General features: G+C 61.7%; 13 protein-coding genes and 2 pseudogenes. 9 read left to right on the top strand and 6 right to left on the bottom strand.

All coding sequences use genetic code 11. The features are described from left to right. The first annotated feature begins 230 nt into the window (after positions 1–230). Complete coding sequence (locus ABNX08_RS42495) at positions 231–422, top strand: hypothetical protein (protein ID WP_367576170.1); 192 nt, start codon at positions 231–233, stop codon at positions 420–422. A 201-nt stretch (positions 423–623) separates the two neighbouring features. On the opposite strand, the gene ABNX08_RS42490 is transcribed toward ABNX08_RS42495, so the two are convergent. Next, the gene (locus ABNX08_RS42490) at positions 624–1,013 is read right to left on the bottom strand and encodes a copper resistance protein CopQ (RefSeq protein WP_349606736.1); all 390 of its coding nucleotides are present in this window, start codon (positions 1,011–1,013) and stop codon (positions 624–626) included. Between the two features lie 901 nt (positions 1,014–1,914). On the opposite strand from ABNX08_RS42490, the gene ABNX08_RS42485 reads away from it, so the two are divergent. Continuing rightward, complete coding sequence (locus ABNX08_RS42485) at positions 1,915–2,583, top strand: DUF2076 family protein (protein ID WP_022539871.1); 669 nt, start codon at positions 1,915–1,917, stop codon at positions 2,581–2,583. Between the two features lie 192 nt (positions 2,584–2,775). Here the strand turns inward: ABNX08_RS42485 and ABNX08_RS42480 are convergent, their stop codons facing one another. Continuing rightward, positions 2,776–4,224: a malonyl-CoA decarboxylase domain-containing protein gene (locus ABNX08_RS42480; RefSeq protein WP_349606738.1), complete on the bottom strand. Its 1,449-nt coding sequence runs from the start codon at positions 4,222–4,224 to the stop codon at positions 2,776–2,778. Then, complete coding sequence (locus ABNX08_RS42475) at positions 4,221–5,882, bottom strand: AMP-binding protein (RefSeq protein WP_349606740.1); 1,662 nt, start codon at positions 5,880–5,882, stop codon at positions 4,221–4,223. Before ABNX08_RS42475 ends, ABNX08_RS42480 begins: the two co-directional genes overlap by 4 nt. A gap of 221 nt (positions 5,883–6,103) precedes the next feature. Between ABNX08_RS42475 and ABNX08_RS42470 the strand changes: the two genes are divergently transcribed. From ABNX08_RS42470 to ABNX08_RS42455, 4 genes and pseudogenes are all read left to right on the top strand, one after another. Beyond that, the gene (locus ABNX08_RS42470) at positions 6,104–7,138 is read left to right on the top strand and encodes an AraC family transcriptional regulator ligand-binding domain-containing protein (RefSeq protein WP_349606742.1); all 1,035 of its coding nucleotides are present in this window, start codon (positions 6,104–6,106) and stop codon (positions 7,136–7,138) included. A 247-nt stretch (positions 7,139–7,385) separates the two neighbouring features. Further along, positions 7,386–7,544 (top strand): hypothetical protein, encoded by a 159-nt coding sequence (locus tag ABNX08_RS42465; protein ID WP_349606743.1) that lies wholly within the window; start codon positions 7,386–7,388, stop codon positions 7,542–7,544. 262 nt (positions 7,545–7,806) lie between these two features. Beyond that, entirely contained in the window at positions 7,807–8,271 is a 465-nt protein-coding gene (locus ABNX08_RS42460) for a YaiI/YqxD family protein (protein ID WP_022540515.1), read from the top strand. Positions 8,272–9,047: 776 nt separating this feature from the next. Continuing rightward, a pseudogene (locus ABNX08_RS42455) lies at positions 9,048–9,363 on the top strand (helix-turn-helix domain-containing protein). Between the two features lie 57 nt (positions 9,364–9,420). Here ABNX08_RS42455 and ABNX08_RS42450 read toward each other — a convergent pair. Next, positions 9,421–9,732, bottom strand: coding sequence for a DUF736 domain-containing protein (locus ABNX08_RS42450; protein ID WP_041682329.1), 312 nt, complete (start codon positions 9,730–9,732; stop codon positions 9,421–9,423). A gap of 190 nt (positions 9,733–9,922) precedes the next feature. Between ABNX08_RS42450 and ABNX08_RS42445 the strand changes: the two genes are divergently transcribed. Beyond that, positions 9,923–10,132: a hypothetical protein gene (locus ABNX08_RS42445; protein ID WP_022540519.1), complete on the top strand. Its 210-nt coding sequence runs from the start codon at positions 9,923–9,925 to the stop codon at positions 10,130–10,132. On the opposite strand, the pseudogene ABNX08_RS42440 reads toward ABNX08_RS42445, so the two are convergent. Beyond that, a pseudogene (locus ABNX08_RS42440) lies at positions 10,033–10,248 on the bottom strand (DUF932 domain-containing protein); the annotation flags it as partial. The gene ABNX08_RS42445 and the pseudogene ABNX08_RS42440 sit on opposite strands and share 100 nt — an antisense overlap. A 316-nt stretch (positions 10,249–10,564) precedes the next feature. Then, the gene (locus ABNX08_RS42435; RefSeq protein WP_349606745.1) at positions 10,565–11,962 is read right to left on the bottom strand and encodes a replication initiation protein; all 1,398 of its coding nucleotides are present in this window, start codon (positions 11,960–11,962) and stop codon (positions 10,565–10,567) included. Between the two features lie 1,402 nt (positions 11,963–13,364). On the opposite strand from ABNX08_RS42435, the gene ABNX08_RS42430 reads away from it, so the two are divergent. Together ABNX08_RS42430 and ABNX08_RS42425 are read left to right on the top strand one after the other, a co-directional pair. Continuing rightward, the gene (locus ABNX08_RS42430; RefSeq protein ID WP_022539867.1) at positions 13,365–14,576 is read left to right on the top strand and encodes a ParA family protein; all 1,212 of its coding nucleotides are present in this window, start codon (positions 13,365–13,367) and stop codon (positions 14,574–14,576) included. Further along, complete coding sequence (locus tag ABNX08_RS42425) at positions 14,573–15,544, top strand: ParB/RepB/Spo0J family partition protein (protein ID WP_349606746.1); 972 nt, start codon at positions 14,573–14,575, stop codon at positions 15,542–15,544. Before ABNX08_RS42430 ends, ABNX08_RS42425 begins: the two co-directional genes overlap by 4 nt. The last annotated feature ends 255 nt before the right edge of the window (positions 15,545–15,799 follow it).

Here is a 15,799-nt window from a genome sequence, read left to right as displayed (position 1 = left end):
TCGACTGCTGATTCAACCGGTCGATGAAGCAGTGCCCCCAATCCAGTCCCGCCAGAAACCACTCACGGCCTTGCCTTTGGAAAGGTTCAGCGTCACCCGTCCCGTCTCAAAGTTAATGGGCCATCGATCCCATACGAATCAATTGCCAGGCATCGGTGCCGGCAAATGCGGTAGTCAGCTACCTCAACGCTTCCATCCAGGACCTCGGTAGGCTTGACGGCACGTACTCCATGGCAAAGGCGATAAATGCGGGTGTCAAAGTAGTAGGAGTAGCTCAGACGAATCGCGGTCAGCTGCATGGATTCTTGTGGACCTCGAGTGGAGGCATGCTGGATCTGAGAACCCTGGGCGGTAAGAACTCCGAAGCCGCATCTGCGCGCGGAACGATTTGGTGGGGTGAGGCGCCCTGCACGGTTAATTGATGCCGATGATTGGCTCGATGCGTAAAGCTCAAAATCATTCCGGCCACTGCGCTACCGGTAGATGGCGGAGCCATTTGGCGCAAAGATGGCCAGTTGCTGGATCGATTTCACGGTGGCTCGCCTGTGGAGAGGCAGACGGTGCTCGTATCGGACACCGTCTGGGATGCGATCATGGCTAAGCCGTGGCGACGGGAGTCGGTATCAGGCCAGCGCACCGTCGGTGTAGACGTCACGGTTGCCGGTGCTCGCGGTCAGGCCATCGCGATTGCTGATGCGGGCACCGTCAGCGTAGACGTCACGGTTACCGATGCTCGCTGTCAGGCCATCGCGATTGGTGATGCGGGCGCCGTCGGTGTAGACGTCACGGTTGCTGATACTTGCGGTCAGGCCGTCGCGATTGCTAACGCGGGCGCCGTCCGTGTAGACGTCACGGCTGGTGATGCGAGCGCCATCCGTAAAGGAGCTGCGCTGATCGTTGACTCGATAGGTGTAGCTGTACGCTTCACCGGCCTCTTGCGGGGTAGCCTGGGCAACGCCTGCTACGAAAGCGGCGGCAATAGCAGCGGCGGTCAGGATGGTCTTGGCGTTCATGATGTTTTCCTTGCGTTGGGGCCGGGCGATGCTGGTTTGGGTAGCTGATCGAGGGCCAATGTCTGTGCTGCGTAGTAAGCAATCTTCTCCTCGCCCTCACATCTAACTATCTTTTAGTAGATAGATGCGAAGAATCAAAAAAAGACCGCCTCCGGTACTGACAAAGTGCTTGGTATTGCGTGGACCGCTTTGCGTGGCTGCCGTTGGTGTGGTGCTGCGTCGCTGTCCATGGCCTGAATACTATCTACTACTAGATAGATGAGCAAGGATGAATCTGTTCGTTCGACGGAAAAGATTTTTATCAGCCCAATTGAGGCGCGCTATATCAACGGTAAGTAACTGATTTTATTACATAATATTCGACACAAGTCGCGCCGGGACATTGCTCATCCGGCCACAGAATCGCTGCGCAAATATCGATCATAGAGCACACTGATAGCTAGCACTACGCTGGCTAGTCGGCCCCATCGGGCTTGCGGGTCTGTCAGCAAGAGACACTTAAGGCGTCGATGACCGGCCCGCCGAAGCCAAAACATCTCGAGCGCCAGCGAGGCATCGAAAGATGGGGGTCGCCTGCCGCCGCCAGTTGTTCAGAGCGTACTTCTTCCAGCGGATCGCCGACGGTACGCTCTTGGCCAGCCGGGAGCGAAAAGCTGTGCACGATTTTCTTCGATCGCGTCAGGCCAGCGGAAAATCGCAGCCGGCGCGACGGGCGGAATTCATTTCGTCCTGACGGCACCCCGGCGCCCGGCTTCGGCAGCGCATCAACTTCCAGGCAAAGGCCTCTGCACATCCTCGAGCGCGGGCTGCGGCATCACCTTCGATGTCCCCTGCCCCTTAAGTCTCCCTTAAGTCTTGCCTCATAGAGTGACGGCGTACCAACAACCGGGATAGAGACGCCATGACTCCGCAGGATACGCAAGCACTCGAAGTCTTCCTGACTCAGTTGACCCAGGCCCGCGCCGGCGCGAAGGACCCGCAGGCGGAGGCACTCATCGCCCAGGCGGTCGCGATACAGCCGGACGCCGCCTATTTGCTGGTCCAGCGGGCCATGCTGCTCGATCATGCCTTGTCGACGGCAAAGGCGCAGATCGCTGCCTTGCAGGGCCAGTTGCAGGCCGCGCAGGCCAGCGGCTCCCGCAGCTTCATCGATCAGCAGAATGCGTGGGGCGCCAGTGCGAATCCCGCTGCCGCGACGCCCGTGCCAGCGCCCGCTCAGGCCGTGTCACCTGCGCTGCAGACGCCCCCGGCGCAGTCGCCCCGGCCGGGCTTCCTGAGCGGCGGGTTCGGCAGCACGCTGGGCAGCATCGCAACGACGGCTGCCGGCGTGGCCGGCGGTGCCTTCCTGTTCCAGGGTATCGAGAACCTGTTCGGCCACAGCAGCAAGAACGCGATCCTGGAGCAGTCCGGCATGAACACGCCAGGAACGGAAACGAACGTCGTCAACAACTACTACGGGAACGATGACCAGGCATCGGTCGCTGCGAGCTATTGGGGATCGGATAGCGGCAATCTCGATGCAGGCCTGAGCGACGACGGTTTCTTAGACGACGATTCGACCGTGATCTAGCTTCATCGCGCAGCGCGTGGCAACAGGTGTCATGATGGCGGAGTGTGCGGGACCCCCGCGCGCGCCCTGGATCGGGAAATTGCGGAGCCCGCCCCGGCTTGAAGACTTTAGCAACGAGGAGACATGGGTGCATGGGCATGACGGGTACTGTATAGGCGCAAAGTATGGCCGTCATTCATGGGGTTGCCTCTTTCATTCATGCGTGCGCTTGGAATCCGCGGCGGGCTGGGTCGCCCGCCGTCGTGTCGTGCCCTCTTCGAGCAGCCGCTCCACCTCGCTGGTGGCCGCGAGGCTGCCGTCGCAGGCATAGGCCTGGTGGTTGGCCTCGATCTCTTTCAACCGGTAGAGGTAATTGACCATCAGACCAAACGATTGCCGCAGCCCGCGGCGCGACGTATCCGCCAGCCAGTTGATCTGGCCCAGGCAAGCGCCATTCGAAAAGTGGAAGCGGCCGACTGGGTCGAGCGGGTGCCTGCCTGACTTTTCCCGCAGCAGGTAGCGGGCACACTCGGCCTTTAGCCAGGCCTGCAGCGCCGGCTGCCGCGGCAGGTCGCCGTCGACCTCCTGCAGCAGCGCGCGGTAGATGGCGTCGGCCGGCGTGGCCGCGCTGTCCAGCAATCGGCGCAGTTCCGCCGGCAGCGCCGCGCGGGCGGCCGGATCGGCCAGCCGCTTTTCCATCCATCCGGCGAAGCCGGGGATCGGGGACAGCGTGGCAAAGGTCTTGAGCCGCGGATGGTCGACCAGCAGCTGCTGCACCACGCGCTTGATCAGGAACTCGCCCATGCTCACGCCGCGCAACCCTGGCTGCGCGTTGGAGATCGAGTAGAAGATGGCCGTGATCGCCTGCTCCGGAGCCAGCGTGGGCTGGGTTTCGTCGAGCAGGGTCTGCACATTGGTCGCGACCTCGCGCACCAGCGCCACCTCGACGAAGATCAGCGGTTCGTCCGGCATGCGGCCATGGAAGAAGGCATAGCAGCGGCGGTCGGAATCGAGCCGGTTGCGCAAGTCACTCCACGACTTGATCTCGTGCACGGCTTCATAGCGGATCAGCTTCTCCAGCAGCGATGCGGGCGCGCTCCAGCCGATCCGCTTCAGCTCCAGGAAGCCGACGTCGAACCAGCCCCGGAACAAGCGCAGCAGGTCTTGCTCGAGCGCGAGGAAGGCATCGCCCCGGCCCAGGCGCTGGAGGTCCGCACGCAGGTCTACCAGCGCATGGATGCCGTGCGGCAGCAGGTTGAACTGCTGCAGCACGCGCAGCCGCGGCGACTCCAGGCTGGCCACCAGTTGCCCTTCGGCCGCGGTGCGCGCAGCGGGCGTGGCGGCCTCGGTGTATTGCCGTATGCGGCGACGCACTTCCTGCTCGTCGACATTGAGGTCCGCGCAGAAGCGTTCCAGCAGCCGCTGTTTGTCAGCATCGTTGCTGCCGGTGTAGAAGGCGAGCAGTTCCGAGATCCGTTCGCGCGCCCGCGTTTCGCCGTCTGCGGCGGCAGCGGCTGCGGCCAGCAGGGCTGCGATCCGGTCCCAGGCCCGCGCCGGGGCATCGCTGTTGACCGCGACGGGCCGCAGCAGGCGCTTCCAGAAGTCCGCCACGCCGCGGGCGCCGGCCCGCTTGTGGACCGGGGGTGTCAGTTCCAGGTTCATGCCGCCCTCCGTTGCGAAAGGTGCGCCGCGGCCTGCTGGCGCAACAGGTATTTCTGCACCTTGCCCGTGGCGGTCTTGGCGAGGCCGCCGAAGATGACGTAGCGCGGGCATTTGAAATGCGCCAGGTTGTCGCGGCAGTATGCGATCAGCGCCGCCTCGGACAACGGCACCACGCCGTCCTTCAGCGTCACGAAGGCGCACGGGACCTCGCCCCACTTCTCGTCCGGCACAGCGATCACCGCGGCCTCCATCACGGCTGGATGGCGATAGAGCGCTTCCTCGACTTCGAGCGAGGAAATGTTCTCGCCGCCGGAGATGATGATGTCCTTGGAGCGGTCCCGGACTTCGATGTAGCCGTCGGCATGCCACACCGCCAGGTCGCCCGTGTGGTAGTAGCCCCCCGCCAGCGCCGCCGCGGTGGTTTCCGGGTTGTCCAGGTAGCCCTTCATCACCGAATGCCCGCGCAGCATGACTTCGCCCATGGCCTTGCCGTCCATCGGCACCGGCTCCATGCTGTGCGGATCGGCCACCATCAGCGCGCCCTGTGCCAGCATCGGCACGCCTTGCCGCGCCATCAGCGTGGCGCGCGCTTCCAGCGGCAGTTGTGCCCACGGGTCCTGCCATGCGCAGATCGTGGACGGGCCGTAGGTCTCGGTGGTGCCATAGAGATGCGTCACCTGGAACCCCATTGCCTCCATCTGCGCGATCACCGACGATGGCGGCGCGGCGCCACCCACGCCCACCTGCACGCTGGCGTGCCGCTTCTGCTCCGCGGGTGCGTGGATCAGCATGCTCAGCACCACTGGCGCGCCGTGCATATGGGTCACGCCTTCCTCGGCGATCAGCCGGAAGATCTCCGCCGGCTCGATCTTGCGCAGGCACACATGGGTACCGCCGACGGCGGTGACCGCCCAGGGATAGGTCCAGCCGTTGCAGTGGAACATTGGCAGCGTCCACAGGTAGACGCTGCGGCGGCCCAGGCCCGAGCACAAGGCGTTGGAGAGCGCGTTCAGGTAAGCCCCGCGCGCGTGGTAGACCACGCCCTTGGGGTTGCCGGTGGTACCCGAGGTGTACAGCAGCGACACCGAATCCCAGTCACTGGCAGGCGCCTGCATTGCCACGGCGGCATCCCCCGAGCGCAGGAAGGCTTCGTATTCCTCCTCGCTGGCGCGGCCGAAGCCCGGCTGGTCGCAGATGTCCACCACCGGGATGGCAGCGCCGGTCAGCGCCATCACGTTGCGCACCAGCGCCGCGTATTCGGTATCGGCCAGCAGCAGCCGCGCCTTGCCGTGCTGCAGGCAGTAGGCCATTGCCGGCGCGTCCAGGCGCGTGTTGATGGCGTTGAGGACGGCGCCGGCCATCAGCACACCGAAATGCGCCTCCAGCATCGCGGGCGTATTCGGCGCCAGGATCGCTACCGTGTCGCCCCGCCCGATGCCGCGTGCGCGCAGCGCGCGCCCCAGGGCGCAGCAACGCTGGTAGAACTCGCGGTACGTATAGCGCAGCCCCTGGTGGACAACCGCGATCTTGTCGGGGTAGCACCGTACCGCGTGCTCCAGCAGGCTGACCGGGTTCAGGGGAACGTAGTTGGCGCTGGTGGGCACCTGGCCATTCGCGCCGGTCGCCAAGGGCAGCGCGGCTGTCGCCTCGTTAAGCATTCCTGCAGTCTCCAGTGTCTTGTGTCTTCTGTTTGCTGCCTTGCGCCGGCGGCGCAGTGGCATGTGGGCAATGTAGAAGAACGACCGGGAAAGTTTGTGCAAAGCTAGCCAGCAGATATGCGCAACGCGCCAGGCTTGCTTGTTGAGGTATCGGCACAATGGCAATATCTGCGCATGAACGGCATGTGAAACATGCTTCTCTGGCCAAAAGGTGAAGAGACGTGCGTCCGCGTGAATTGCCCCTGACGATCTCCGGTCACTTCCTGCAGGGAATGCTGGAGAAGGTGCTGCTGAGCGGCGGGCACGATGCCGCCATGCGCGTGCTCGACCGGTCCGGCGTGGTGCCGGCCTTCCTCGACCACGCCGACCTGCGCATCACTCGCGCGCAGTTCGTGGTCGCCTACAAGGCGGTGGCCGCCGAGCTGGACGATGAAATGCACGGGCTCTGGTCGCGGCCGATCCGCAGCGGCACGCTCAAGTACCTGATGCTCAGCCTGCTCGACGCGGCCAACCTCGGCATCGCGCTGAACCGCTTCGCCCACTTCTGGAACCTGCTGCTCGACGACTACCGCTTGTCGTTGGCGCGCGAACCCGACCGCATCGGCATCGTGCTGGAGCCGCGTGCGCCGGGCACGCCGGTCAACCTGCTGGGACATGAACTGCTGCTCAAGCTGGTGCACGGCGTGGTGAGCTGGCTGCTAGGCAAGGAGGTGCCGCTGGAGTCGGTCGAGTTCTCCTTTGCGCGGCCACAGCACGCCGACGACTACGTTTTCCTCTTTCCCGGGCCGGTCGGCTTCAACCATGAACACAGCGCGGTCTGGCTTGCCGCCAGCTATGGCGCCACCGCGTTCCGGCGCACGCGAGTCGACCTGTGGCCGTTCCTGCGCCGCGCCCCCGAGGACTGGGCCTTTACCACGGTGAACGAGGGGCTGTTGAGTACCAAGGTACGCCGCCACCTTGCCGCGGACGACGCGCCCACGGCAGAGGTCGCGGACGTTGCCAGGGCGCTGGGGATGTCGGTGCGCACGCTGACGCGCAAGCTGGAAGACGAAGGCCGGCCCTTCCGCACCATCCGCGACGACCTGCGCCGGGACATGGCGGTCCACCTGCTGACGCAGTCGCGAGCGTCCATCGACAGCATTGCCACGCTGGTGGGCTTTGCCAACACCGCAGCATTCTCGCGGGCGTTCAAGGTATGGATGCAGCGCAGCCCGACCTCCTACCGCAAGGGCCGCAAGAGCGTGGAATCGCCGTGACTGGGCAATGTCGCGCCAGCATAGGCTGGCGGCGATCTTGTCATTTTCTGCCCGGCCGCGCGACCCTTAGAATCGCCCTGCCCTCCCGGCCCGACGGCCCGCGGATGCCAATGCCGCGGCAGGCATCGCCGATCAGACAGCAACTGGCACCATCTCGGCGAAGCGCGCCCCTCTTGGCTGGCCGCGTGTGTTTTCGGGGACGAACAAGGGCATCTGCAAGAGCGCCGACCCTGCAGCGACCATTCACATGCTGCGCTTCGACGACACCAATGCGGGCGTCGCGACGGCGACTGATTCTCGCGCACTGATGATCGAGTCTCCGACAGCTGCAAAGCTGTCAGGCGGCCAGTATTGGAACAAGGGGTCAAACAACGCCACTGCGAAACAATGGGTGCTGATTGGCTAATGTCCTACTCTGGGTTGGGGAGCCGCAGTCGGACATCAGCGTGCCTACCTGGCTGCTTTGGGGTCGACTATCGCCGGAGTAAACGTTTACCGGATAGCAACGAACAAGCGCATAGTGCTGGCGAACGGCCGGTCTGCGTTGGTACGGGGACCGTTGCCGGCGGACGCACCGATAAGAGACCACTCGCCGGCCGACGTTCGTCCCGTCGAGACGCGGGGAGGCAGTAATATGGGCGTTCCCTCCCTAAATTGGAAATCCCGCGATGCAAGTACTGGTTGACGCAGACGCCTGCCCGGTTGTCGTCAAGGAAATGTTGTATCGGGCCGCACAGCGTCTCGAGGTGTGCGTCACGCTGGTGGCGAACCAGTATATGCGCACGCCGCCTTCCCGCTTTATCAAGGCACTGCAAGTGCCGGCGGGCTTCGACGTAGCCGATGACCGTATCATCGAGCTGGTCAGCAGCGGTGACCTCGTGATTACGGCGGACATAGCTCTTGCCGCCGCTGCCCTCGACAAGGGCGCCTACGTGCTCGACCCACGAGGAACCTGGTTTAGCCGTGAGAATATCCAGGAGCGCCTAACGATGCGCGAGGTGATGGACCAGCTCCGCGGCTCGGGCGTCGATACCGGCGGACCGGCACCGTACGCCCCACAGGATAGCAAGGCGTTCGCTGGCCAATTGGACCGTTTCCTGGCACGCCATGCGCCGCCAGGTGCGGTCGCCTGAGGCGTGCAAGCCACAGCAACGCAATACTGGGCCGGCCTTGGGGCAAGGTACCGCTGGCTGTGGCTGCCCTATGGCCTGTGTCTGCAGCGCTTCTAGTCGCCAAAATCGGCGCACTCTCCAGGCATAGCTCTCGAGCAGTTTGCAGGTAACTCTGGCGATTCTGCAGCCCCAATGTCTCATTCCGCTCTGCGAGCCACCATCGACGTCGGCATTCTTACCGCCTGCAATGGGTCCGTGAACCGAGTCCGTGAACCGTCCTTTCCCCACAAGGCGAATGTTCGACTTTAGCGTATGAGGTACCGCGCATCGCGCCGCGAGGCTCATGATCGCACCTCACGCAGAAATGGGTACGCCTTGCTTGTCGACCTAGTGGGGTGAAGCCCCCGTCCCTCGGACGTAGGCGGAGCGAAAGCGCCCCGCCGCAATGGGCGAGGCCGTCCGGCTGCCGTTTCGCTGCGCGGCCAAATCAAGTTGCCTTCTTCCTCCTCGATCAGCCTGGCACAGATCATCGCTGGGAGCGAGGATCGCCGAAAGTCTCGGGCCGGTAAGGCCTCTCGGACTGGCTGACTTACTTCTGCGCTGCACCCATGTATGTCGATCTAGACCGCAGTCGTGTTGAATCAGACTGAAATAGCCAGAATGCGCCGCAACGACCTGAGCCTGGATGGCCCGCCATATAAACCGCGAACATGCGGCGTGCTAAGTCGCCCGCCGGGCTGGTGACTTCCCTGACTGGCAGCGTCTAGGACTACGACGCGCATTTCTAGAAACCGTTAGTGACGGCGAACGACTCACTCGCGACGGCAATGCGCACAGTCAGGAAAGCGCGCGGCTTGAGCCAGGAAGCGTTCTCCGACGTGTCTAGCTGTACCTACATGAGTTCCCTGGAGCGCGGCCTGAAAAGCCCGACCATGCACAAGCTGACCGAGCTGTGCGAGGTCATGGAAGTGCATCCGCTCACGCTGCTAACGCTGGTTATGCCGGCGACAGCACGCGCAAAGCCGACCAGCGTCTGGCGCAGGTGCGCCGGGAATGCGCCGGGAGCTGGAGGCGGGGTTGAAGGAACGCGACGACCCGCAGGCGCATGCGTGACAGGCTGCGTCAGCGGCACGGCGCCCGCCGCATGGACGGGGCGCCGTGGGGGCGCCGTCAGATTACCGGTTTGCCGCGCGACCAGATCAGGTTGTGCATGCCGTCTTCTTCCTCGATCGGCCGGGCATAGATCGTCGCCGGGAATGAAGGATCGTCCAGGGTCACGGACAGGTAGGGCCGCTCGGACTGGCTGACTTTCTTCCACGCCGCGCCGAGGTCATAGCCGCCGGCCGCCTGGACGCGAAAGTCGGGGGCGTTCTCGCTCGCCTTGTCGTCGGGGATGAACCGGACCTTGACGTTGAGCGTCAGGGTGCGAACCGTGCCGATGAAGCCGTCGTTCTGAGCGGTGAAGGTGCCGATGTTGGCCATGATGCTTTCTCCTTTCGGGTTATCCAAGGTCGCGCCCATCGCGTCCTTGTTGTGATCCGATCAGCGGGGGCCGGGCTGGCTGCACCGCTTGCGGCCGACACGCAGTGGAGGACCTGGAGGGGCGAACAATTTGCTGCACGAGGAAGCCGCGCAGCGGCGGGGAAATTGTTGGTGCCGGAAGGTTGCGGCCATGAAGACCGAGGCGCAGCCGCGCCCCTGCCAGGATGCACAACAGCTAAAGGACGCATGGGCCGACCTCACCGAAAGGAGCCGTGGCCGACTCGGCATCCTCGCATATCGGCTGCTCGTGCCGTCGTGCGAGTTCAAGAGGATGATTTCGTTGGCCTCGCTGCCGTTGATCTGGCTGGCATGGCGCAGCCGGATCATGTGCGTGGTGTAGTGGCAGCGGTTTTCCTGCCGCACGCGGGTCTGGCACACCATGAAGGGCTGGAACCCTTCACCGCGCAGTTCCTGCAAGACAGTTGCGGTCGGGATGTAGCTGTACCGTTGCGTGCGGGTCGAAGGCGGCCACGGCCGCAAGCGCCCAAGGCGCACAGCCCTTGACGGCGAGAACGTCGTGAAACGGTGAAGGGAACAGCAAGACCGTCCTCTCCTTCCCGCAGAAACTACTGGTAAGCGTAGCGCGCAGGCCGGAGGGCCGGAAGCGTCAGAGACCAAAGCCGGATAGCCGCGCCTCTCCAGGGGCGCGGGCCCGCAACCGCCGACGGCGGAACGCAGAGATAGACTTGATAGCTCCGCGGAGATCGAACGTAGCGCCTCGCGATAGTTGCGCGCGCTGACGCGATCGGCCCGGTAGGAAAAATCTGCAGCTTCAGGCGCGCGAGGTTGCCAGACGCCCAAACACGAATTGGCCCAGATACCATGCCAACTCCGAGTTTGCCAGGATGTCGTCTTCGGATACGGACGATGCCTCCAGCTTCATCCGTCTCAACACAAGCTTGCCCTCGCGCGAGGCCAGCCATGCACGGACAAACTCCCGTCGAGCTTTGGTATCCGATGCCCCGAAGTGCTCGCGCCCTTGCCGCGATTCTTCGTTCATGCGAGCGCGGGTCTCGTCTTCGCGCGAGGCAACGCTGCGCTCCACAGTTGTCTTGACAGCAATCTTCGCGGCTTCCTTCTCTGCTTCCTCGGTGAGGAGTTTGGTCTGAACTTGAACCATCGTCCGTTCGGCATCTGACATCCGCCAGTTGTCGCGCAGGGCCTTCATCAGGTACCCAGCGGGGCTCTTCTTGATCTGCCCGCGATTCAACTTAAACCGTGTGTACTCGATTGCCTGCAGAATGCGATCATCGCTCCATGTCTCGCGGTTCTCGGAAATCTCGCTGAACTGCCGGGTGGAGAGGTTGAACTCTTCCTTCAGAATCTTGTAGAGCTGACTGGCATCGGACAGGCTGGCCATGACAGCGTCGGCGGTGTCCTTACGCTTGAGCAGGAACCGAATCCGGTCGACTTTCTTCGACGACGTGGATTCGGTCTTGGTTTCATATGACAGGTCGATGTCCGAGATCTCATTGATTTCACGGACCGCCGGCTCAAGCCAGTCGCGCTTGAAGTATTTGAAGATGGTCGCATTCGCGCCCATCTTTCCCGGCCAAGTCCGCATCTCATCCAGCTTGATCCAGTCTGTGCGCGCGTTAGGCACACTTGGCAGAACCTTGTCATAGATCGCGCGCGCAAGGCTGCGGGTAAAAGACGTGGAGATTCGAAGGCTGAGCCAGTGAGACTTGCGGGGGTCTCGAATGTGTGGAATCAAGCTGTGATGCACATCGAAACGGACGCGGCCGCGATGCAGAGCCACCATGCCTATCAGCTGAACCTGAACCCAGATATCCTGTTCCTCGGGCTCACGGTCTGATGGTGTATTAGTGACACGGACCTTCGCGTTCTGCGCTTCGTCCGCGATAGTACGCAGATGCTTCAGGTTGCGGCTGTCATAGCGCATCAACCACTTGAAGTAGTTCAGCTCGACATCGTATTGGTCACGAGCTTCCGGCTCTTGTGCGACGATGAAATACGCGGCATCGAGGAACCGTCGCGCCGCCAACCCCATGTTGACGATTTCCGTGAAGAAATTGTTGCGCTGATAGCCGATTTCGCGGTTGGCCTCGTTGATGGGCATCCCGAGGTCAAACATGTCCTCGAACAACGCGAGCGCCATTTGGCGAGGCGTTGTCCTCGCTGCGGCCTCCACCGGATTCTCCGTCGCCATACTCGTCTTCCCGCTCGTTTTGGTGCTCGGGCACTCTAGCATGTGATGGTGAGGTTCTGTCAACACAATGAACCTCACCATTGACGACGTGCGCCGGCCCTACCGGTCGACGCGCACAACGAACCTCACCACACGCACAAACAACCTCACCTACATCAGCAGCCGTTTCCTTCTAGCCTTTGTCTAGCTTGGGTAGCTAAGACTTCTCCACAGGTCACGCACAATCCATCTCACCTTCGTGGCTCGAGCACAACGAACCTCACCTTGTTGCGGGGCAGATCTCACCTTGCCCACACAGTAAACCGCACCATTGCAGCACAGCAAACCTCACCTCTGACACAATGAACTTCACCTTTTGAAGGTTAAATCCTTGATGAAAAAGGATTTCGGCGCTCCTTGTTTGTAGGTTGGCTTGTTTACTTCAAAAAAAAACCTAACCAACACCGGGCCCGCAGTCATGAAACCTATCCGCGCATACGAGCCGCTCACCGCGGAGCACCAGATTTGCGGTACTGAGCCTGCATCCTCGGAGAATTCCTGGCTTTCCTATAGGCTCCGCTCAGGGCAGAAAGCGGAGCAAGTGCTCATGCGGCGAACAAAATCACCCTTACGACCGCAGGCAATGCCACGCGCGGAGCGTGCGCAGCGCCGTATCCACTGGCGCCCAGCATCATGGTGAGGTTATTTGTGCAGGATTAAGGTGAGGTTCATTGTGCTGCCCCGTCCGACCATACGTCCAGTTGCACAATGAACCTCACCATCGCGCGAGAGCGAGTGCATGGGTCTTGGTGAGGTTTATTGTGCTGTATTGGCGAACTCGCCCTTGTGGGCCACCCTTGGGCCGCCCTCCCCGACTGGCCGTCTTGGATAACGCATGCAACGTGTCACGAAGGTGAGGTTGTTTGTGCAACGCGGCAGCCACGGCGTTAAGCAGCACAATGAACCTCACCTTGACTGGCTTCCCCTGCTGAGACTCTGTTGTCCGACAAGGCAAAGGTGAGGTTGATTGTGCAGAAACAAGGAACCTACTCCCTTCCGCACTGCCTTGGGCCTCACGGGACAAATGAAGGTGAGGTTGATTGTGCCGCGTTGCTTGCAAGTACAGCTGTGGAGATCCGCTGAATTGCACAAACGACCTCACCTTGCTGATGGGGTTCAAGGATGCGGGCCGTTGAAGGTGAGGTCATTTGTGCCGCTTTTCGGTGGCGGCTTCCAAGGGCTGAAACAAACACTGCAGAGTGAGGTGCCCCTTGTGACCCCAGCGGCTTACAGGAAGTGCCTAAAATTTAGGCAAATCTGTTGTTTTTGAGGAGTCTTTGCTTAAAAAACAGCGGTTTATGAGCCATGGCTCAAGTATTTCCTGTATTCTGAGCTTTCTCGAATTTTCCGGAAAAACCTCAGAATGGTGAAAACGAGCCAACTTCCTGCAGTCGACCGAACTGTACCGCTTGAGCAGATATCCCAGTTCGCGGAAAAGGTCACCATTTTTACGGACGAACTTCGCGAGACGATTCTCGCACCGCGGCCAAGAAAGACCGCACCGATTTTCAAAACAGGGGAGATTGCGGAGATGTGCAACATCTCACACTCCCAGGTTCAGTATCTGGCGACCAAGGGCGATGGCGAGCTGCCCCCTGGCACTGCGGCCGGTACTGGGCGTACCAGGACCTTCACGCTGGCAGAGGCTCGCATCTGGGTTCAGAAGGTCTCGGACATTTATCAGACGCCGCTTGTCACGGGAACGAGACAGCCGGAAGGAAAAATCGTCATTACCGCCCAGCTCAAGGGTGGGTCGGCCAAGACCACCACGACAATGTGTCTTGCCCAGGGGCTGACATTGCGCGGCCGAAAAGTTCTGGTGGTCGACCTCGACCCTCAAGCCTCACTTTCGGAGCTCTGTGGCTTGTATGCCGAAAAGGACGTCACGCCGGAAGACACCATCCTGCCGTATATCTATGATCAGCAGATCGAAGGTGGGCTGCAGGCACGCGTTCAGTCGACCTACTGGGATGGCCTTGACATTATTCCAGCGCACACCGAGTTGATTGGGGCAGAGTTCCATCTGCCCGCTATGCAGAAGATCAAGCCGGGCTTTCGTTTCTGGACCGTACTGCGGGAGGGGCTGGAGCCATTGCGCAAGGACTACGACTATATCCTCATGGATACGTCGCCGTCGCTTTCGTACCTCAACCTGAATGCCTTGCTGGCTGCAGACGCGATGGTCATGCCGATGGTCCCTGAGAATCTGGACTTCATCAGCTCGCTGTCGTTCTGGCGCCTGTTTTCAGACGTCTCCAAGAGCTTCATCAAGTACGAGGCGGACAAGAAATACGACTTCGTCTCGTTGCTGCTCTCGAAGGTTGACTACGGGCGCACTTCGTCGGCCCCCATCGTACGAGCCTGGGCGCAGAGCGCTTACGAGAGCTGGCTGCATTCGATTGAAGTGCCCTCGAGTTCTGTGATGAGCACCGGGGCTCTGGCGTTCTCAACGGTTTTTGACGTGAGCAGCACGCATAGCGCAGCCAAGTCGCTGCAGCGAGTGCGCCAGCCGATTGTCGAATACTGCCGATGGCTGGATGAAATCTATGCGGAAAAGTGGAGGAACGCGCAATGAGCAATATGCGGGAACAGCTGTTGGCGAAGACGGCCAGCATCCGGAAGACCTCGGCTATTCAGCAGGACGAGGTCAAGCGTAACGACCGGACGCAGACGGCACCGGGCCTGGCTGGCGCATTGGCCGTAGCGCAGATCCGTGTCCAGGAGTTGGAGGCGGCCGGCGTCGCTTCGCAGCTCGCTGTTGCGGATATCTGGCCGAATCCGTGGCAGCCGCGGCGCGTTTTCAACGAATCCAAGCTCTCGGAGCTGGCGGAGTCGATTCGTGAAGTCGGGCTGATGCAGCCCATCGTGGTACGCCGCGCTGAAGGCGGCTACCAAATCGTGGCGGGTGAGCGCCGGTGGCGCGCTCACAAAATGCTGGGGCTCGATGCGATCAAGGCGGTTGTCGTGGAGTGTTCTGACGCCGACATGGCGGTGCTCGCGATGGTGGAAAACATCAGCCGCGATGACCTGTCGGACTACGAAATCGCCCTGTCTATCCGGCAGACGGAGAAGGAATTTCCGTCGCGTGTGCGGCTCGCCGAGGCGCTTGGCCTGTCAAAAAGCGGCCTCTACCGGTTCTTGAGCTTCGGGCAATTGCCAGATTTCGTGTTGCAGGACCTCGACCTTCAGCCGCGTCTGCTGGGTGGGAGTGCGGCGGAAGCAATCGTCACATCAATCCGAAAGTATGGCGAGGCGGGGAATGACGCCGCTAAAGAGATCTGGCCACTTGTTGCATCGGGAAAGATGGAGCAAGGGAAGGCCGCTGGCGCTATCAAGGCACTTGCGACCCGGCGCGCCTCGGCGCCAAGCGCCGCGAGTGAGCGAAGCATTGATAAATTCTTCTCGGGCAAGGAACAAGCAGGTTCCATTACGAAGGATGTCAACGGCTTCACGGTGAAAGTTAAAGCTGGGGTGCTAACCGCAGCCCTGGAGACGCAGATTCGGGAGCTAATTAGCGAGACGTTCCACCACCAGCCCAAATAAGCTTTCCTAGAAGAGTACATAGCCCGCCTCGAGCGGGCTTTTTTTTGTCTACTCGACGCTGACATCGCCGCGAGCAGACTTTCCCAAGTATGGACGGAGCTAGCGGCGGGTCGAGCCTCCCAAGTTGGGACGGTCCGGGCGCGGCTCGCCGACGTTCCCAAGACGGCGCCACATGCAGGCCGTAGACCAAGTTGGGACGCTTCAGTGCCAATCGCAGACCTTCCCCCGGTAGGACGGTAGGTGCGGCTCGAAGAC

Source organism: Cupriavidus sp. DF5525 (assembly GCF_040149425.2).
In the GTDB taxonomy this organism is placed as follows: domain Bacteria; phylum Pseudomonadota; class Gammaproteobacteria; order Burkholderiales; family Burkholderiaceae; genus Cupriavidus; species Cupriavidus pickettii_A.
This window is presented reverse-complemented; position numbering and strand designations above follow the sequence as displayed.